Genomic DNA, 16,617 nt, shown 5'->3' with positions numbered 1-16,617 from the left:
ACGCAACAAGGCCTCGAAACCGACGACCTCGCCACGACGCATGTTCACCTTGGGCTGAAAGTGCAGGCGAAATTCACCGGCGACCAGCGCCTGACGCACCCGCTCGACGGTCTGGTGCGTGGCTTTGACCTCTTGATCCCGGGACACATCGAACAGATGGAAGCGGTTTCGCCCGCGCTGCTTGGCCACATACATCGCCTGGTCGGCGTGGCGCAGCAGGGTTTCGGCATCTTCGTTGTCATGGGGAAACAGGGTGACGCCGATACTGGCAAACACATTGATGTCCTTGCCGTGCAATGTGTATGGCGCCGAGATCGCCCCCAGCACGCGACTCAACGCCGCGCGCAATTCCGGCAGATCACGCACGTAACGCAACACCAGCACGAACTCGTCACCGGCCAATCGCGCCACCACATCTTCGCCGCGCACAATGTCACGCAGACGCTTGGCCACTTCCACCAGCAACATATCGCCACTGGCGTGACCGTAGCCGTCGTTGACCGCTTTGAACCCGTCGAGGTCAAGCATGCACACTGCCAGCGGAATGTTTTCCTGCCGGGAAAACTCCAGCGCCTGATCCAGCAGATCCGACAGGAACGCGCGATTGGGCAGCCCGGTCAGCACGTCATGCCCGACCCGCCATTGCAGGGATTGCAGCAATTGGCGTTTTTCGCTGATGTCGAAACGAATCGACAGGTATCGGTCAACGAGCCCGGTGGTGTCGTCGAGCACCGGCACCATTGTGCTGTCGACCCAATACAACCTGCCATCCTTGGCGCGATTACAGATTTCGCCCTTCCAGACATTGCCCAGAGCAATGGTGCGCCACATGGCAGCGAAGAAATCGGCGGAATGCAGGCCGGAGTTCAGCAGGCGATGGTTTTGCCCCAGCAATTCCTCGCGGCTGTAGCCGGACACGACGCAGAATTGATCGTTGACGTAAGTAATCCGGCCGTTGAGATCAGTCTCGGAAAAAATTGCGGCGGCATCCACGGCCCTGCGGTATTTCTCATCCATGAGTGAGGCTCACTGTCGCTAGCGGAGGTACCGCTCGACCAGTGCAGGATGCCCGGAAGAGATGTTTTGAGACGTACAGCGCAGAGACACGTTATCACTCCATGAACAGCATTTGATGGCCCCTGGACCGCCGAAGATCAACTAGTCTCGGGCAAGGTAGCAACACCGACTCTGGTAACATTTCGCGAGGGTTTCAGACCGCCAACGACTTCTCTGCACACCCGGCAAGGGAAGACAATGCTGGCTGTTTCATATCGCCTAAACTTCAGACAGCAGATCACCAAAACCCCCTCCGAAGCGGCGATTCTACGAAATGCATCACATTTTGCAAAGCAAGGTGATGGATCATGCAGTTGCCTAATGCAAAAATCTATCGTTAAGTTCTTGATTCTAAATGGGAATTGAGCGATGCAAATTTCAAGTTTGGGTCCAGCCATCCGACGCTACCGCAAGGTCGCAGGGCTTACTCAGGCTGAACTCGGCGAAAAAACCGGTTTTGACCCCAAAACCATCAGCCGCTTCGAAACTGGCACCTATACCCCCAGCGTGGAAGCATTGTTCCTGCTTGCCGACGTGCTGGGTGTGAAGCTGAAAGCCTTTTTCGCAGATCTAGGCGACGAGGATGAACAGCGAGCGTACCTGTTCAACGTCATACACAAAGCCACCCCGAAGGATCTGGGAAAGCTGATCGCAGCGGTTGACCAGGCCTTGTCCAAGCCTTGATGCTAACAAATAAAAAAGGAGGCCGACCTGTCGAACGCGACAGATCGGCCTCCTTTTATATATCCCGCTGTTTCATTCGGAAACGACGAAAAGCCGCCCTGGATGAACTCCATGGCAGGTAAAGAAAAACAGTATTTTTAGATAGAAAACACGAGAGAGGGTTCGTGTTGCGTTATGGAGGCAACCCCACCAGCCACACCCCGGCACACAATGTTCCCGCTGTGGCTGCTTCCTTCCGGATCTGACCAGGTTCACGGGTAATCGTTGCGGGGGGACCGATGGGGTCACCATAACGACGCTCACCTGACGGCGAGCCGCGCCATTGTACCTATCTGAGACGAAGTTACAACCGTTCGGGCGGATTAAAAAACATGAGCTGCTTCAAGGACATGCGCCGGCCTTCAAAAGATCGCGACCAGGCCGCGGTCTTTTGATCCTATTGCACCAACACTTCACCCGCCCGGCCGCCCTCTTGCTGGATCACCAGGTGAATGAAGTGCAGCCTGGCGATCACCGCCGGCGGCAAGACGAACGGATAGAAGTCCGGCTGGCCCATACTGCGTGACAACTCGTTGAGCATGCCGGCCAGTTCGATCCACGCGTTGACGAACGACAGGAACGCCGGCCCGCCGGGATGTTGCGGGTCGAACAGCGTACTGGGTGGAAACGGCTGATAGTCGAACTCCATTTCCTGGGCACTCATGCCAAAACACAGAGCGGTGTCCACCGCATCCATCATGTGCAGGTAGTGAGCCCAGGTTTCCGCCCAGTCTTCCCAAGGGTGCATGGTGGCGTAGGCGCTGACGTAATGTTGCTGCCAGTCGAGCGGCGCACCTTGTTGATAATGCTGCTCAAGAGCCTCGGCGTAGCTGGCACGCTCGTCGCCGAACCAACCCATCGTGATGATTGGCCGGCAATAACCAGTTGCACGCAGCCGGGGAATCGAGATTGGCGCAACGGCGGAAAATACCGGCGTCAGGGTCGGCATCGAGCAACCAGGTATCCGCTTGCGGGCCGGGTTGCAGCGATGACAAGCGACTTTGCTGCGGCTGATAGCCCAGTGCCGCCGAACAGGCCAGGCACTGGCTGTTGCGAAAGAACAGCGACTGCCCGCAGCGACAATGCCAGACCTTGCTGTTGCGCGAACGCTCACCCATGAAGGGCGCGGCGATGCGTGAACTGAGCTGTTCGAAGAAGCGGTACATGGCGATCTCTCTTTGGGGACTGCCAAGACTAGATCATTGCTCAGACATGATCGTTCCCACGCTCTGCGTGGGAATGCCGCCCCGGACGCTCCGCGTCCGCTGTGACGCAGAGCGTCACGGGATGCGTTACCACGCAGAGCGTGGGAACGATCAGTTAAACCGAAATATTGTGCTTGCCAAGAAACTCGACAAACGCCTCTTCATCCAACACTTTCAACCCCAGCTCATTGGCCTTGGCCAGCTTCGAACCTGCGCCCGGCCCGGCGACCACGCAATGGGTCTTGGCCGACACCGAACCGGCCACCTTGGCCCCGAGGCTTTCAAGTTTGTCCTTGGCAACGTCGCGACTCATCAGTTCCAGCGAACCGGTCAGCACCCAGGTCTGCCCAGCCAGCGGCAATCCTTCGACGACTTTTTTCTCGCTCTGCCAATGCATGCCGAAATCGCGCAGCTGCTTTTCAGCGGACTCGGCGAGCTGACGGTTTTCTGCGACCGCAAAAAACTCACGCACCGAGGTCGCCTGCTTCTCCGGCAACGCCTGGCGCATGTCCAGCCAGTCAGCATTCATCACCGCTTCAAGCGAGCCGAATTTGTCGGCAAGCTTCTGCGCCCCGCCCGGCCCGACCGAAGGAATGTTCAGCTTGTCGAGAAAACCGCCAAGCGTGGTGCTTGCAGCGAATTCGGCAGCCAACGCTCCCTGATCCTGAATCTGCAGGCCGTGCTTCAACAGATTGGCGATCACCTGCTGGTTATGCGGGTCTTCAAAGAAGCTGTGAATCTCGTGAGCCACTTCCAGCCCGACATCCGGCAAGTACGTGAGCACTTGTGGCAACGCCTGCTGAACCCGCTCCAGCGAGCCGAGAGACCGTGCAAGCACCTTGGCCGTCTCTTCGCCGACATCAGGGATACCCAAGGCATAGATGAACCGCGCCAGGCTCGGGCGCTTGCTGTCTTCGATGGCGCCGAGCAGGTTCTTGCTCGACAGCTCGGCAAAGCCTTCGAGGTCGACGATTTGTTCGAAGGTCAATGCGTACAAATCGGCTGGCGAATTCACCAGACCTTCGTCCACCAGTTGCTCGACGCTCTTCTCGCCCAGCCCTTCGATGTCCATGGCCCGGCGTGAAACGAAGTGAATGATCGCCTGCTTGAGTTGAGCACCGCAGGCCAGACGGCCGACGCAGCGATACACCGCACCTTCGCTGACAGTCTCGCGACCCTTGCTGCGCTTGACCAGTTGCGTACGCTCGACATGCGAACCGCAGACCGGGCAATGCTCGGGAATCTGTACCGGCCGTGCATCCTCAGGACGACGCTCGATGACCACTTGCACCACTTGCGGAATCACGTCACCGGCGCGACGGATGATCACGGTGTCGCCGATCATCAGCCCCAACCGCGCGACCTCATCCATGTTGTGCAACGTCGCATTGGCCACGGTAACACCGGCGACCTTGACCGGTTTCAAGCGTGCCACCGGCGTCACGGCACCGGTGCGACCGACCTGAAACTCCACATCGAGCAACTCGGTGAGCTCTTCCATCGCCGGGAATTTATGCGCGATGGCCCAACGCGGTTCGCGGGCACGGAAACCCAACTCGCGCTRGGAGGCAATGCTGTTGACCTTGAACACCACGCCGTCGATTTCATAGGGCAGCGCATTGCGGCGTTCGCCGATGTCGCGGTAGTAATCCAGGCACTCATCGATGCCACGAGCCGATTTCAATTCATGACTGATCGGCATACCCCAGGCTTTGAGTTGCTGCAGATTGCCAATGTGCGTGTCGGCGATATCGGCGGAAACCTGGCCGATGCCGTAGCAGCAGAATTCCAGCGGACGGTTGGCGGTGATCTTTGAATCCAGCTGCCGCAAGCTACCTGCCGCCGCGTTCCGCGGGTTGGCGAAGGTCTTGCCGCCCATTTCCAGTTGCGTGGCGTTGAGCCGCTCGAAACCGGCCTTGGACATGAACACTTCGCCGCGCACTTCCAGGGTCGCCGGCCAGCCGCTGCCATGCAGCTTGAGCGGGATATTGCGCACGGTGCGCACGTTGACGCTGATGTCTTCGCCCGTGGTGCCATCTCCGCGAGTGGCGCCGCGCACCAGCATGCCATCCTGATACAGCAGGCTGACCGCCAGGCCATCGAGCTTGGGTTCGCAGCTGTACTCCACCGCTGCGCCGCCACCGAACAGGTCGCCGACCGGCAAGTCCAGACCTTCCGTCACCCGGCGATCGAATTCGCGCATGTCGGTTTCTTCGAAGGCGTTGCCAAGGCTGAGCATCGGCACTTCATGACGCACCTGAGTGAACGCCGACAGCGCCGCACTGCCGACGCGCTGGGTCGGCGAGTCGCTGGTGATCAGTTCGGGATGGGCCGCTTCGAGCGCCTTGAGTTCATGGAACAAGCGATCGTATTCGGCGTCCGGAATGCTCGGCTCATCCAGCACATGGTAGCGATAGTTGTGCTGATCGAGCTCGGCGCGCAGCTCTAGAATGCGGGTTTYGGCGGCRGTCATGGGTGTTCTCTCATAAAGCAAAAGAGCAGCCGAGGCTGCTCAATCTTTTAAATACGGTAGCGCAAAGCTGTGGACACTGTGGCGAGGGAGCTTGCTCCCGCTCGGCGGCGAAGCCGTCGTAAATCCAGTGAATGCGGTGTATCTGGATGGGGCTGCTTCGCGGCCCAGCGGGAGCAAGCTCCCTCGCCACAGAAGCCTGCCCCAGTCATTCGTTTAGCGCTTCTGGGTCAATGCGCGGCGTTCGAACTCGACGATGCGCTGACGGTAGTGCTCAATCGTCTGGGCGGTCAGCACGCTGCGCTGGTCGTCCTTCAGTTCGCCGTTCAGCTCCTGGGACAGCTTGCGTGCCGCCGCCACCATCACGTCGAAGGCTTGCTTCGGATGACGCGGGCCTGGCAGACCGAGGAAGAAGCTCACCGCCGGGGTGCTGAAGTGGTCGATATCATCCAGATCGAAAACGCCCGGCTTGACCGCGTTGGCCATCGAGAACAGCACTTCGCCGTTACCGGCCATGCTTTCGTGGCGGTGGAAAATGTCCATCTCGCCGAAACGCAGACCGCTTTCCAGAATGTTCTGCAACAGCGCCGGGCCCTTGAAGCCGGCCGGGTCGCGGCAGATCACACTGATCACCAGCACTTCTTCGGCTTGTGGCTGATCTTTTTCAGGTGAGCTGGCGGACTTGCGGTCATCCGGGAAATCGTTGTCACGGCTGCTGAAGCTCGGGCCACCGTCCAGGTCCAGGCTGAGGTTCATATCGCCTTGCGACGGCTCGCCATGGCCACGCTTGCCGCGCTTGGAACCCGATTCGCGCGGTTCACGGGCAGGCATGCTCACCGACGGCAGGTCGTGCTCGTCCAGTTGCGGTTCTTTCTGGGTGTCCAGCACGCGGGGCGGGCCCAACAGCTCGGCGCTGGTGTCCTCGTCCGGCAGGTTGGACAGACTTCGGTCAAGACGGAATTTCAGTTTTCCCTTGCCGCCGCGCATGCGACGCCAGCCATCGAAAAGAATACCGGCAATGACAATAATGCCGATGACGATCAGCCACTCGCGCAGACCGATTTCCATGTAATCCCGTGCCTCTATAAAAAATGCTGAAAAATAAGGGGTTTACATTGTGTAAACCGCTTTAAAACGTGGCGCCAACTCTATGTTCTGACAGGCGTTTTGCCCACGTATACGAAAAATTGACATTAAACTAGCACGACCAAAGATAACTTTACACCGTCTGTCACAATGGCTTGCGCGAATATGTCGATTGGCCAGCAAGTCAAGCCAGGTAAAAAAGCCCTACAGCTTAAAATTACCTGTCCTACATGCAATGACTCAGGCGTCCACCATGGCCATCGCCTCCTCCACATCCACTGCCACCAGACGCGAGCAACCCGGTTCATGCATCGTCACCCCCATCAATTGATCGGCCATTTCCATGGCGATCTTGTTGTGGGTGATATAGATGAACTGCACCGTCTGCGACATCTCTTTGACCAGCCGTGCGTAGCGTCCAACGTTAGCGTCATCCAATGGCGCGTCAACTTCATCGAGCATGCAGAACGGCGCCGGATTCAACTTGAAGATGGCAAATACCAGGGCCAATGCGGTCAGGGCTTTTTCGCCACCGGAGAGCAAATGGATGGTGCTGTTCTTCTTTCCTGGCGGCCGCGCCATGATCGTTACCCCTGTATCGAGTAGATCTTCGCCCGTCAGTTCCAAATAGGCGCTGCCTCCACCGAAAACTTTTGGGAAAAGGGCCTGTAAACCGCCATTGATCTGATCAAAGGTATCTTTGAAGCGGTTTCGGGTTTCCTTGTCGATCTTGCGAATCACGTTCTCGAGAGTGTCCAGTGCTTCCACCAGATCGTCGTTCTGGGCATCCAGATAACGTTTACGCTCGGATTGTTGCTGGTATTCGTCGATGGCCGCGAGGTTGATCGCGCCGAGGCGCTGAATCCGCGCGGCAATACGCTCGAGTTCTTCTTCGGCGTCTTTCTCGCTGGCCCCGGCCACCAGGGTGGCGAGCACGCCATTGAGATCGTAGCCATCTTCGAGCAATTGATCCTGCAAGGTCTTGCGCCGCACCGTCAACGCTTGCCATTCCATGCGTTGCTGTTCGAGCTGGCTGCGAATCAACTGGGATTGCTGCTCGGCCTGAGTCCGGCGCTTTTCAGCATCGCGCAGTTCACGGTCGGCGTCTTCCATGGCGATTTGCGCGGTCTTGAGCTCTTCGTCGACGGTCATGCGTTTGTCGAGCAACTCTTCGAGCTTCAGCCGCAGCTCTTCCAGCGGTGCCTCGCCCTCTTCCAGATTGAGGCTCAGCTGTTCGCGCTTCTCGGTCAGGCGCTCTGCCTGCATTTCCAGCCGCTCAAGGGCCTGACGGGTGGAATCGTGTTGCGCCTTCAACGACCCCAGGCGCACCGCCAATTGATGCGCATGGTCCTTGTGCTGCCGGGCTTCCTGGCGCACCCGGTCGAGGCGTTCGCGCAGGCTGTCGCGCTGGGCCAGCAGCAACTCGCGCTGCTCGGTATCCAGCGGCTTTCTGCCTCGCTAGCCCGACGTACGCGTAAAAAGTGCCTGCCAACCCAGTAGCCGTCGCGGCTAATCAGGCTTTGGCCAGCAGCCAATTGCCCGCGCAAGGCCAAGGCCTGTTCAAGGCTGTCGACCGGTTTGACCTGCCCCAGCCAAGGTGACAGATCGATCTGCGCCTCAACCTTGTCGAGCAAACTGCCGGGCATGCGCACGCCATCGCTGGCCGGGCTGAGCAGGCGCAGATCGCCTTGGGCGAACCCGGCCAGATCGAAATCACCGAAGTCGTCCACCAGCACCGCTTGCAGGTCGGCGCCGAGCACGGTTTCCACCGCCAGCTCCCAACCCGCTTCAACTTTCAGGCCTTCGGCCAAACGCGGACGATCCGCCAGATGCTGTTCGCGCAGCCATTCGGCGGTGCCGGTGCCCGGATCGAGCGCGGCTTGCTGCAAGGCTTCCAGCGATGCCAGCCGACCGTTGAGCCGCTGCAAATCACCTTGGGCTTGCTGCTGCGCCGACAACGCTTGCTGCAACTCCTGACGCAGTTGCTCAAGACGTTCGACTTGCGCCTCTTCACTGGCCTGCAAGTCTTCCAGCGTCGCCTCGGACGCGGCCAACTGCTCGCTGAGCTCCATGATCGCCGCGTCTTCCGGGTCCGCCGAAAGCAGCGCGCGCTCTTCGGCCAGACGCTTCTGGCGATCGGCCAATCGCTCCATGCTGGTTTCCAGCTGCTGGATCCGCGACTGCTGAACTTCAGCCTGGCGACGCGGCTCGGCGGCGGTGAGGTTGAAGGTGTCCCACTGCTCCTGCCAGCCATGCATGGTGGTTTCGGATTCTTCCAGTGCGGCGGCGGCCTCTTCGGCGGCGGCGCTGGTGACTTCCTGTTCCGGCGTGAGCATGTCCAGCTCTTCGCCCAAAGTCAGCAGTAAGGTGCGGTCATGGCCCAAGTGCGATTCGGTTTCCAGCCGCGCGCGCTCGGCTTCTTTCAGATCGTCCTGCAATTGACGCAAGCGCTGCTGACCGTGCTGGATACTCTGCTCGACCCGGGCGATGTCGCCGCCGACCGAATAGAAGCGCCCCTGCACCAGATTGAAGCGCTCGGACAGGTCGTGATGCCCGTCACGCAGGCGTTCAATGGCCGCGTCGGCGTTGCGCTGCTCGGCCACCAGGGCTTCAAAGGTGATTTCCTGGGTGCCGATGATCGCTTCGCGCTGGCCGACCTGCTCGTTCAGCGCCTGCCAGCGCAAGGCTGACAGCTGAGCCTTGAGCTGACGCTCTTCGCCTTTGTATTCCTGATACTTCTTGGCGGCCTCGGCCTGGCGGTGCAAGCGTTCAAGCTGACGCTCGAGCTCTTCGCGCAGGTCGGTCAGGCGGGCCAGGTTTTCATGGGTGCGGCGGATGCGGTTTTCGGTTTCGCGCCGGCGCTCCTTGTACTTGGAGATGCCCGCCGCTTCTTCGATAAAGTTACGCAGGTCTTCCGGCTTGGCTTCGATCAGCTTGGAGATCATCCCCTGCTCGATGATCGAATAGCTGCGCGGGCCGAGACCGGTGCCGAGGAAAATGTCAGTGATGTCACGACGACGGCATTTGGCGCCGTTGAGGAAATAACTGTTCTGGCTGTCGCGGGTCACTTTGCGGCGGATGGAAATTTCCGCGTAGGCGGCGTATTCGCCGATCAAGGTGCCATCGGAGTTATCGAACACCAGCTCGATGCTCGCCTGGCTCACCGGTTTACGGCTGGTGGAGCCGTTGAAGATGACGTCGGTCATCGACTCGCCGCGCAAGTTCTTGGCCGAGCTCTCGCCCATCACCCAACGCACGGCGTCGATGATGTTCGACTTGCCACAGCCATTGGGCCCGACCACCGCCGCCATGTTACTGGGGAAGTTCACCGTGGTCGGGTCGACGAAGGATTTGAACCCCGCCAGTTTGATGCACTTGAGCCGCACGCTTAAGCGACCGTCAAGGCAGAAACCACCAGATCGCAACTGCGCTGGGCATACGCCGTCAGCACCACGCGGATCTGCGCAAAGTCACGGGCCAGCACGGCGGCCAGCAGGCGTTCGAACAGTTCCAGGAACTCGCTCATCGAGGCCTTGCGCTGCTCCAACGCCAGGAAATACGCACGGCTCATGGCCGGCTGCAGATTCTCGACGGTTTCCTGCAAGTACGGGTTGTTGGCGAACGGATACGCGGCACGCATCACGCTGAAGCTGTCGTCGACGAACGTGCGGATGTCCTGGCGTTCGTAGCTGGCGGTCAGGCGCTGCTGGATCTGCAGGAATGGCGCCATGTCGGCCTGGACTTGCCAACCGCTGGCCACGGCATTGCCGAGCAATATGTACAACTCGCTCATCAGCGTGCACAGGCTCTGCACCTTGTGCGCCGTCAGTTCGGTCACGTGGGCGCCACGTCGCGGCAAAATCGCGATCAAGTGGCGGCGCTCGAGGATCAGCAAGGCCTCACGGACTGAACCGCGGCTGACATTGAGGGCCAGCGTGACCTTCTGTTCCTGGATGCGCTCCCCCGGCTTCATTTCGCCGCGAATGATACGTTCGGCGAGGTGGTGAGCGATTTGCTCGGCGAGGCTGTCCGGCGCCTTGAACGTCATGGTTGTCCTTCAAACTCTTCGATCTGCACAAGCGGCGCAGTGTAGCGCAATTGAGGGGTCATGGCGGAGTGCCCACCCAGCGGTTTTTGGCACGATTCAAGCAAAAAGCAGGCTATCCCGTGAGGGTCAATAATGAAGGAACGAGTCGTTGATCGACAAAATGCCATTTCCTGACCTTTAAGTCAGAAAATCATTGACCGGAAAGTCAGACCTGATAAATTCGGCTCATGTCGGTTAACAACAATAATGAGTTTGCGAGGCCATCCGTGATCCAGTTTTTACTCAACCAGGAACTCCGTAGCGAGCACGCCCTGGACCCGAACCTGACTGTGCTCAATTACTTGCGCGAACATGTGGGCAAACCCGGCACCAAAGAAGGCTGCGCCAGCGGTGACTGTGGCGCGTGCACTGTGGTGGTCGGCGAGCTGCAGACGGATGACGATGGCCGCGAACACATTCGCTATCGCAGCCTCAACTCGTGCCTGACCTTTATTTCGTCGCTGCACGGCAAGCAACTGATCAGCGTCGAAGACCTCAAGCACCAAGGCCAACTGCACAGCGTACAAAAAGCCATGGTCGAGTGCCACGGCTCGCAGTGCGGCTTCTGCACCCCGGGCTTTGTCATGTCGTTGTTCGCCCTGCAAAAGAACAGCGATCAACCGGACTCCCACAAGGCCCATGAAGCGCTGGCCGGCAACCTCTGCCGCTGCACCGGTTATCGGCCGATCCTGGCCGCCGCCGAGCAATCCTGCTGCAACAAGCAACCGGACCAGTTCGATGCTCGCGAAGCGCAAACCATCGCTCGCCTGAAAGCCATCGCCCCCACCGACATCGGTGAACTCAACAGTGGCGACAAACGCTGCCTGGTGCCGTTGACCGTGGCCGATCTGGCCGACCTCTACGACGCTTATCCACAGGCCCGCCTGCTGGCCGGCGGTACCGACCTGGCGCTGGAAGTCACGCAATTCCACCGCACCTTGCCGGTGATGATCTACGTCGGCAACGTCGCCGAAATGAAGCGCATCGATCGCTTCGACGATCGCCTGGAAATCGGCGCCGCCACCGCCCTCTCCGACTGTTACGACGCTTTGAAGGCCGAGTACCCGGACTTCGGCGAATTGCTGCAGCGCTTCGCTTCGTTGCAGATTCGCAACCAGGGCACCCTCGGCGGCAATATCGGCAACGCCTCGCCGATCGGTGACTCGCCACCGCTGCTGATCGCCCTTGGCGCGCAGATCGTGCTGTGCAAAGGCGAGACTCGCCGCACCCTGGCCCTGGAAGATTACTTCATCGATTACCGGGTCACCGCACGCCAGGAAAGCGAGTTCATCGAGAAGATCATCGTGCCCCGCGCCAGCGCTGAACAACTGTTCCGCGCCTACAAGGTGTCAAAGCGTCTGGACGACGACATTTCCGCAGTCTGCGCAGCATTCAACCTGCGCATCGACAATGGCGTAGTCGCCGACGCCCGCGTTGCTTTCGGCGGCATGGCGGCCATCCCGAAACGTGCGAAAAACTGCGAAGCCGCGCTGGTTGGCGCACCGTTCAACAACGCCACCATTGAACGCGCCTGCGCCGCACTGGCCGAAGATTTCACACCGCTCTCGGACTTCCGCGCCAGCAAGGAATACCGCCTGCTCAGCGCGCAGAACCTGCTGCGCAAATACTTCATCGAACTGCAAACACCGCACATCGAGACTCGGGTGACCGCTTATGTCTAATCATCACGCCGTAGAGAAGACCCAAGCCGAACTGGCTGAATTGTTCGCCAAGGACCTGACCACCGGCGTCGGCCGCAGCGTCAAGCACGACAGCGCCGCCAAGCATGTGTCCGGTGAAGCGCAGTACATCGACGATCGGCTGGAATTCCCCAATCAGCTGCACGTATACGCACGGCTGTCGGATCGCGCCCACGCGAAAATCATCAGCATCGACACCCAGCCCTGCTACGCCTTCGAAGGCGTGCGCATCGCCATCACCCACGAAGACGTGCCGGGCCTGAAAGACATCGGCCCGCTGTTGCCGGGCGATCCGCTGCTGGCCATCGATGATGTGCAGTTCGTCGGCCAACCGGTTCTCGCCGTCGCCGCGAAAGACCTGGAAACCGCGCGCAAAGCCGCGATGGCAGCGATCATCGTATACGAAGACCTCGAACCGGTTCTGGACGTGGTCGAAGCCCTGCGCAAACGCCATTTCGTGCTCGACAGCCATACCCACCAGCGCGGCGATTCGGCCAATGCCTTGGCCACTGCCGAGCATCGTATCCAGGGCACGCTGCACATCGGCGGCCAGGAACACTTTTATCTGGAAACCCAGATCTCCTCGGTGATGCCGACTGAAGACGGCGGGATGATCGTTTACTGCTCGACCCAGAACCCCACCGAAGTGCAGAAACTGGTGGCCGAAGTGCTGGACGTGTCGATGAACAAGATCGTCGTCGACATGCGCCGCATGGGCGGTGGTTTCGGCGGCAAGGAAACCCAGGCGGCAAGCCCGGCGTGCCTGTGCGCGGTGATCGCGCACCTGACCGGTCAACCCACAAAAATGCGCCTGCCGCGTGTTGAAGACATGCTGATGACCGGCAAGCGTCACCCGTTCTACGTCGAGTACGACGTAGGCTTCGACAGCACCGGCCGCCTGCACGGCATCGCCCTGGAGCTGGCCGGTAACTGCGGTTGCTCACCGGATTTGTCGGCGTCGATTGTCGACCGCGCGATGTTCCATGCCGACAACTCGTACTACCTGGGCGATGCGACCATCAATGGTCACCGCTGCAAGACCAACACCGCATCGAACACCGCTTACCGTGGCTTCGGTGGCCCACAAGGCATGGTTGCGATCGAAGAAGTGATGGACGCCATAGCCCGTCATCTGGCCCTCGATCCGCTGGCGGTGCGCAAGGCCAACTACTACGGCAAGACCGAGCGCAACGTCACCCATTACTACCAGACCGTCGAGCACAACATGCTCGAGGAAATGACCGCCGAACTGGAAGCCAGCAGCCAGTACGCCGAGCGTCGCGAAGCGATTCGTCGCTACAACGCCAACAGCCCGATCCTGAAAAAAGGCCTGGCGCTGACCCCGGTGAAATTCGGTATTTCCTTCACCGCCAGTTTCCTCAACCAGGCCGGTGCGCTGGTGCATGTCTACACCGACGGCAGCATCCACCTGAACCACGGCGGCACCGAGATGGGCCAGGGCCTGAACACCAAGGTTGCACAAGTGGTGGCTGAAGTATTCCAGGTGGAAATGGACCGGGTGCAGATCACCGCGACCAACACCGACAAAGTGCCGAACACCTCGCCGACCGCCGCTTCCAGCGGCGCCGACCTCAACGGTAAAGCCGCACAGAATGCCGCGGAAATCATCAAGAAACGCCTGGTGGAATTTACCGCGCGACAATACAAGGTCAGCGAAGAAGACGTGGAATTCCACAACGGTCATGTGCGGGTTCGCGATCACATCCTGACGTTCGAAGCGCTGATCCAGCAGGCGTATTTCGCCCAGGTGTCGTTGTCGAGCACTGGCTTCTACAAGACTCCGAAAATCTACTACGACCGCAGTCAGGCTCGCGGTCGGCCGTTCTACTACTACGCCTTCGGCGCGGCCTGCGCCGAGGTGATCGTCGACACCCTGACCGGCGAGTACAAGATGCTGCGTACCGACATCCTCCACGACGTCGGCGCCTCGCTGAACCCGGCCATCGACATCGGTCAGGTCGAGGGCGGTTTCATCCAGGGCATGGGCTGGCTGACCATGGAAGAACTGGTGTGGAACGACAAAGGCAAACTGATGACCAACGGCCCGGCCAGCTACAAAATCCCGGCCGTGGCGGACATGCCGTTGGACCTGCGGGTGAAGCTGGTGGAAAACCGCAAGAACCCGGAAGACACGGTGTTCCATTCCAAGGCTGTGGGTGAGCCGCCGTTCATGCTTGGCATCGCCGTCTGGTGCGCGATCAAGGACGCCGTGGCGAGTTTGGGCGACTACCGGCATCAACCGAAAATCGACGCGCCGGCGACGCCAGAGCGGGTGTTGTGGGGCTGTGAGCAGATGCGTCAGTTGAAGGCGGTGAAGGCCGTCGAAACTGAGTCGGAAGTAGTGGTTTGATCGTTCCCACGCTCTGCGTGGGAATACAGCCMGCGACGCTCTGCGTCGCATTGTGAACAGCGGACGCGGAGCGTCCAGAGATGCATTCCCACGCCGAGCGTGGGAACGATCTTGAGAGGTGAACATGTATAACTGGATCGACGCCCTCGCCGACCTGCAAAACCGGGGTGAACCCTGTGTGTTGGTGACCATCATCGAAGAGCTCGGCTCGACGCCGCGCAATGCCGGCTCGAAGATGGTCATCAGCGCCACGCAAACGTTCGACACCATTGGTGGCGGGCATCTGGAATACAAGGCCATGCAGATCGGCCGCGAGATGCTTGCCAGCGGCCGGCAGGACACCCATCTGGAGCGCTTCAGCCTCGGCGCCAGCCTGGGCCAGTGCTGCGGCGGCGTGACCGTGCTGCTGTTCGAACCGATGGGCCAGGTGCAAGCGCAGATTGCTGTATTCGGCGCCGGACACGTCGGTCGGGCGCTGGTGCCGCTGCTCGCCAGCCTGCCCTGCCGGGTGCGCTGGATCGATTCGCGGGAAGCCGAATTCCCCGAACAGATCCCCCACGGTGTGCGCAAAATCGTCACCGAAGAACCGCTGGATGAAGTCGATGACCTGCCCGCTGGCAGCTACTGCATTGTCATGACTCACAACCACCAGCTCGACCTCGAACTCACCGCCGCGATCCTCAAGCGCAACGACTTCGCCTACTTCGGCCTGATCGGTTCGAAAACCAAACGGGTGAAATTCGAACACCGCCTGCGTGATCGTGGTTTCGACAGCGCCGTGCTGCAACGCATGCGCTGCCCGATGGGGCTGGGCGAAGTCAAAGGCAAGTTACCTGTGGAAATCGCCATCTCCATCGCCGGCGAAATCATCGCCACCTATAACGCGAATTTCGGCCAGCACACCGCCAGCGCCGGATCATCGATCGCCAAACTGCTGCCTGCTTCGCGCCGCAGCCAAGCTTCTAACTGAAGAGCTTCGAACTGAAAAGCCTCGAATTGAAAAGCTTCGAACCAATTGAGAACCCAAGCCAATGACTCGCAAAGCCTACCGCGCCGCCATTCTGCACAGCATCGCCGACCCTGCCGAAGTGGGTATCGAAGCCTCGTATGAGTATTTCGAAGACGGCCTGCTGGTGGTCGAGAACGGCCAGATCAACGCCATCGGCCACGCCAGCGAATTGCTGCCAACGCTGCCGGCCGACATCGAGATCGCCCATCATCAGGACGCACTGATCACCCCCGGTTTCATCGATACCCACATTCACCTGCCGCAAACCGGCATGGTCGGCGCCTACGGCGAGCAACTGCTGGACTGGCTGAACACCTACACCTTCCCGTGCGAAAGCCAGTTCGCCGACAAGGCTCACGCTGACGAAGTGGCGGATATTTTCATCAAGGAACTGCTGCGCAACGGCACCACCACCGCCCTGGTCTTCGGCAGCGTGCATCCGCAATCGGTGAACTCGTTTTTCGAGGCTGCCGAGCAACTGGATCTGCGGATGATCGCCGGCAAGGTGATGATGGATCGCAACGCGCCGGACTACCTGACTGACACTGCCGAATCGAGCTACGTCGAAAGCAAGGCGCTGATCGAACGCTGGCACGGCAAGGGCCGCCTGCATTACGCCGTCACCCCGCGCTTCGCCCCGACCAGCACCCCGGAGCAACTGACCCTCGCCGGCCAGTTGCTCAGCGAATACCCGGATCTGTACATGCAGACTCACATCAGCGAAAACCTCAAGGAAGTCGAGTGGGTCAAGGCACTGTTCCCGGAGCGCAAGGGCTACCTGGACGTCTACGATCACTACCAACTGCTCGGCGAGCGCTCGGTGTTCGCCCACGGCGTGCACCTGTGCGACGACGAATGCGCGCGCCTGGCGCAGACCGGATCGGCGATTGCGTTCTGCCCGACCTCGAAC

At 59.9% G+C, this 16,617-nt stretch carries 9 protein-coding genes, 1 other RNA gene and 2 pseudogenes; 5 read left to right on the top strand and 7 right to left on the bottom strand.

Annotated elements, in window-relative coordinates; genetic code table 11:
- Positions 1–1,017: diguanylate cyclase domain-containing protein (locus AC1DLB_RS13175; protein WP_477785096.1), on the bottom strand; the 1,017-nt coding region annotated here is incomplete at its 3' end.
- 408 nt (positions 1,018–1,425) lie between these two features.
- On the opposite strand from AC1DLB_RS13175, the gene AC1DLB_RS13170 reads away from it, so the two are divergent.
- Positions 1,426–1,740 carry a helix-turn-helix domain-containing protein gene (locus AC1DLB_RS13170; RefSeq protein ID WP_018925286.1) on the top strand — a complete coding sequence of 105 codons (315 nt, stop codon included), beginning with the start codon at positions 1,426–1,428 and terminating at the stop codon, positions 1,738–1,740.
- A 184-nt stretch (positions 1,741–1,924) separates the two neighbouring features.
- Here the strand turns inward: AC1DLB_RS13170 and ffs are convergent.
- The 6 genes and pseudogenes from ffs to AC1DLB_RS13140 form a co-directional block, all read right to left on the bottom strand.
- Positions 1,925–2,021, bottom strand: an RNA gene (gene ffs, locus AC1DLB_RS13165) — signal recognition particle sRNA small type.
- Between the two features lie 155 nt (positions 2,022–2,176).
- Positions 2,177–2,945: pseudogene (locus AC1DLB_RS13160) on the bottom strand (putative zinc-binding metallopeptidase).
- A gap of 154 nt (positions 2,946–3,099) precedes the next feature.
- Positions 3,100–5,457, bottom strand: a complete 2,358-nt coding sequence (gene ligA / locus AC1DLB_RS13155) for an NAD-dependent DNA ligase LigA (RefSeq protein ID WP_477785095.1) — start codon at positions 5,455–5,457, stop codon at positions 3,100–3,102.
- Between the two features lie 213 nt (positions 5,458–5,670).
- Positions 5,671–6,522 (bottom strand): cell division protein ZipA, encoded by an 852-nt coding sequence (gene zipA, locus AC1DLB_RS13150; RefSeq protein ID WP_018925283.1) that lies wholly within the window; start codon positions 6,520–6,522, stop codon positions 5,671–5,673.
- 258 nt (positions 6,523–6,780) lie between these two features.
- Positions 6,781–9,926: pseudogene (smc, locus tag AC1DLB_RS13145) on the bottom strand (chromosome segregation protein SMC).
- 2 nt (positions 9,927–9,928) lie between these two features.
- The gene (locus tag AC1DLB_RS13140) at positions 9,929–10,588 is read right to left on the bottom strand and encodes a GntR family transcriptional regulator (protein WP_064619154.1); all 660 of its coding nucleotides are present in this window, start codon (positions 10,586–10,588) and stop codon (positions 9,929–9,931) included.
- A 266-nt stretch (positions 10,589–10,854) separates the two neighbouring features.
- Between AC1DLB_RS13140 and xdhA the strand changes: the two genes are divergently transcribed.
- From xdhA to guaD, 4 genes are all read left to right on the top strand, one after another.
- Positions 10,855–12,309, top strand: coding sequence for a xanthine dehydrogenase small subunit (xdhA, locus tag AC1DLB_RS13135; protein WP_477743786.1), 1,455 nt, complete (start codon positions 10,855–10,857; stop codon positions 12,307–12,309).
- Positions 12,302–14,698, top strand: a complete 2,397-nt coding sequence (gene xdhB, locus AC1DLB_RS13130; protein ID WP_477743787.1) for a xanthine dehydrogenase molybdopterin binding subunit — start codon at positions 12,302–12,304, stop codon at positions 14,696–14,698. The genes xdhA and xdhB overlap by 8 nt, the downstream gene beginning before the upstream one ends.
- A gap of 124 nt (positions 14,699–14,822) precedes the next feature.
- The gene (xdhC, locus tag AC1DLB_RS13125) at positions 14,823–15,668 is read left to right on the top strand and encodes a xanthine dehydrogenase accessory protein XdhC (RefSeq protein WP_019579882.1); all 846 of its coding nucleotides are present in this window, start codon (positions 14,823–14,825) and stop codon (positions 15,666–15,668) included.
- A 61-nt stretch (positions 15,669–15,729) separates the two neighbouring features.
- On the top strand, positions 15,730–16,617 hold an 888-nt coding region (gene guaD, locus AC1DLB_RS13120; protein ID WP_477785094.1), incomplete at its 3' end, for a guanine deaminase.

It is taken from the genome of Pseudomonas sp. 05N434, from assembly GCF_056396965.1.
Note: the sequence above shows the minus strand (reverse complement) of the source record. Positions and strands in the feature narration are given on the sequence as shown.

Excerpts from the sequence above, each read along its gene's own strand:
- AC1DLB_RS13170 (WP_018925286.1), top strand. The coding sequence starts at position 1,426 with ATGCAAATTTCAAGTTTGGGTCCAGCCATCCGACGCTACCGCAAGGTC.
- zipA (WP_018925283.1), bottom strand. The coding sequence starts at position 6,522 with ATGGAAATCGGTCTGCGCGAGTGGCTGATCGTCATCGGCATTATTGTC.
- AC1DLB_RS13140 (WP_064619154.1), bottom strand. The coding sequence starts at position 10,588 with ATGACGTTCAAGGCGCCGGACAGCCTCGCCGAGCAAATCGCTCACCAC.
- xdhB (WP_477743787.1), top strand. The coding sequence starts at position 12,302 with ATGTCTAATCATCACGCCGTAGAGAAGACCCAAGCCGAACTGGCTGAA.
- xdhC (WP_019579882.1), top strand. The coding sequence starts at position 14,823 with ATGTATAACTGGATCGACGCCCTCGCCGACCTGCAAAACCGGGGTGAA.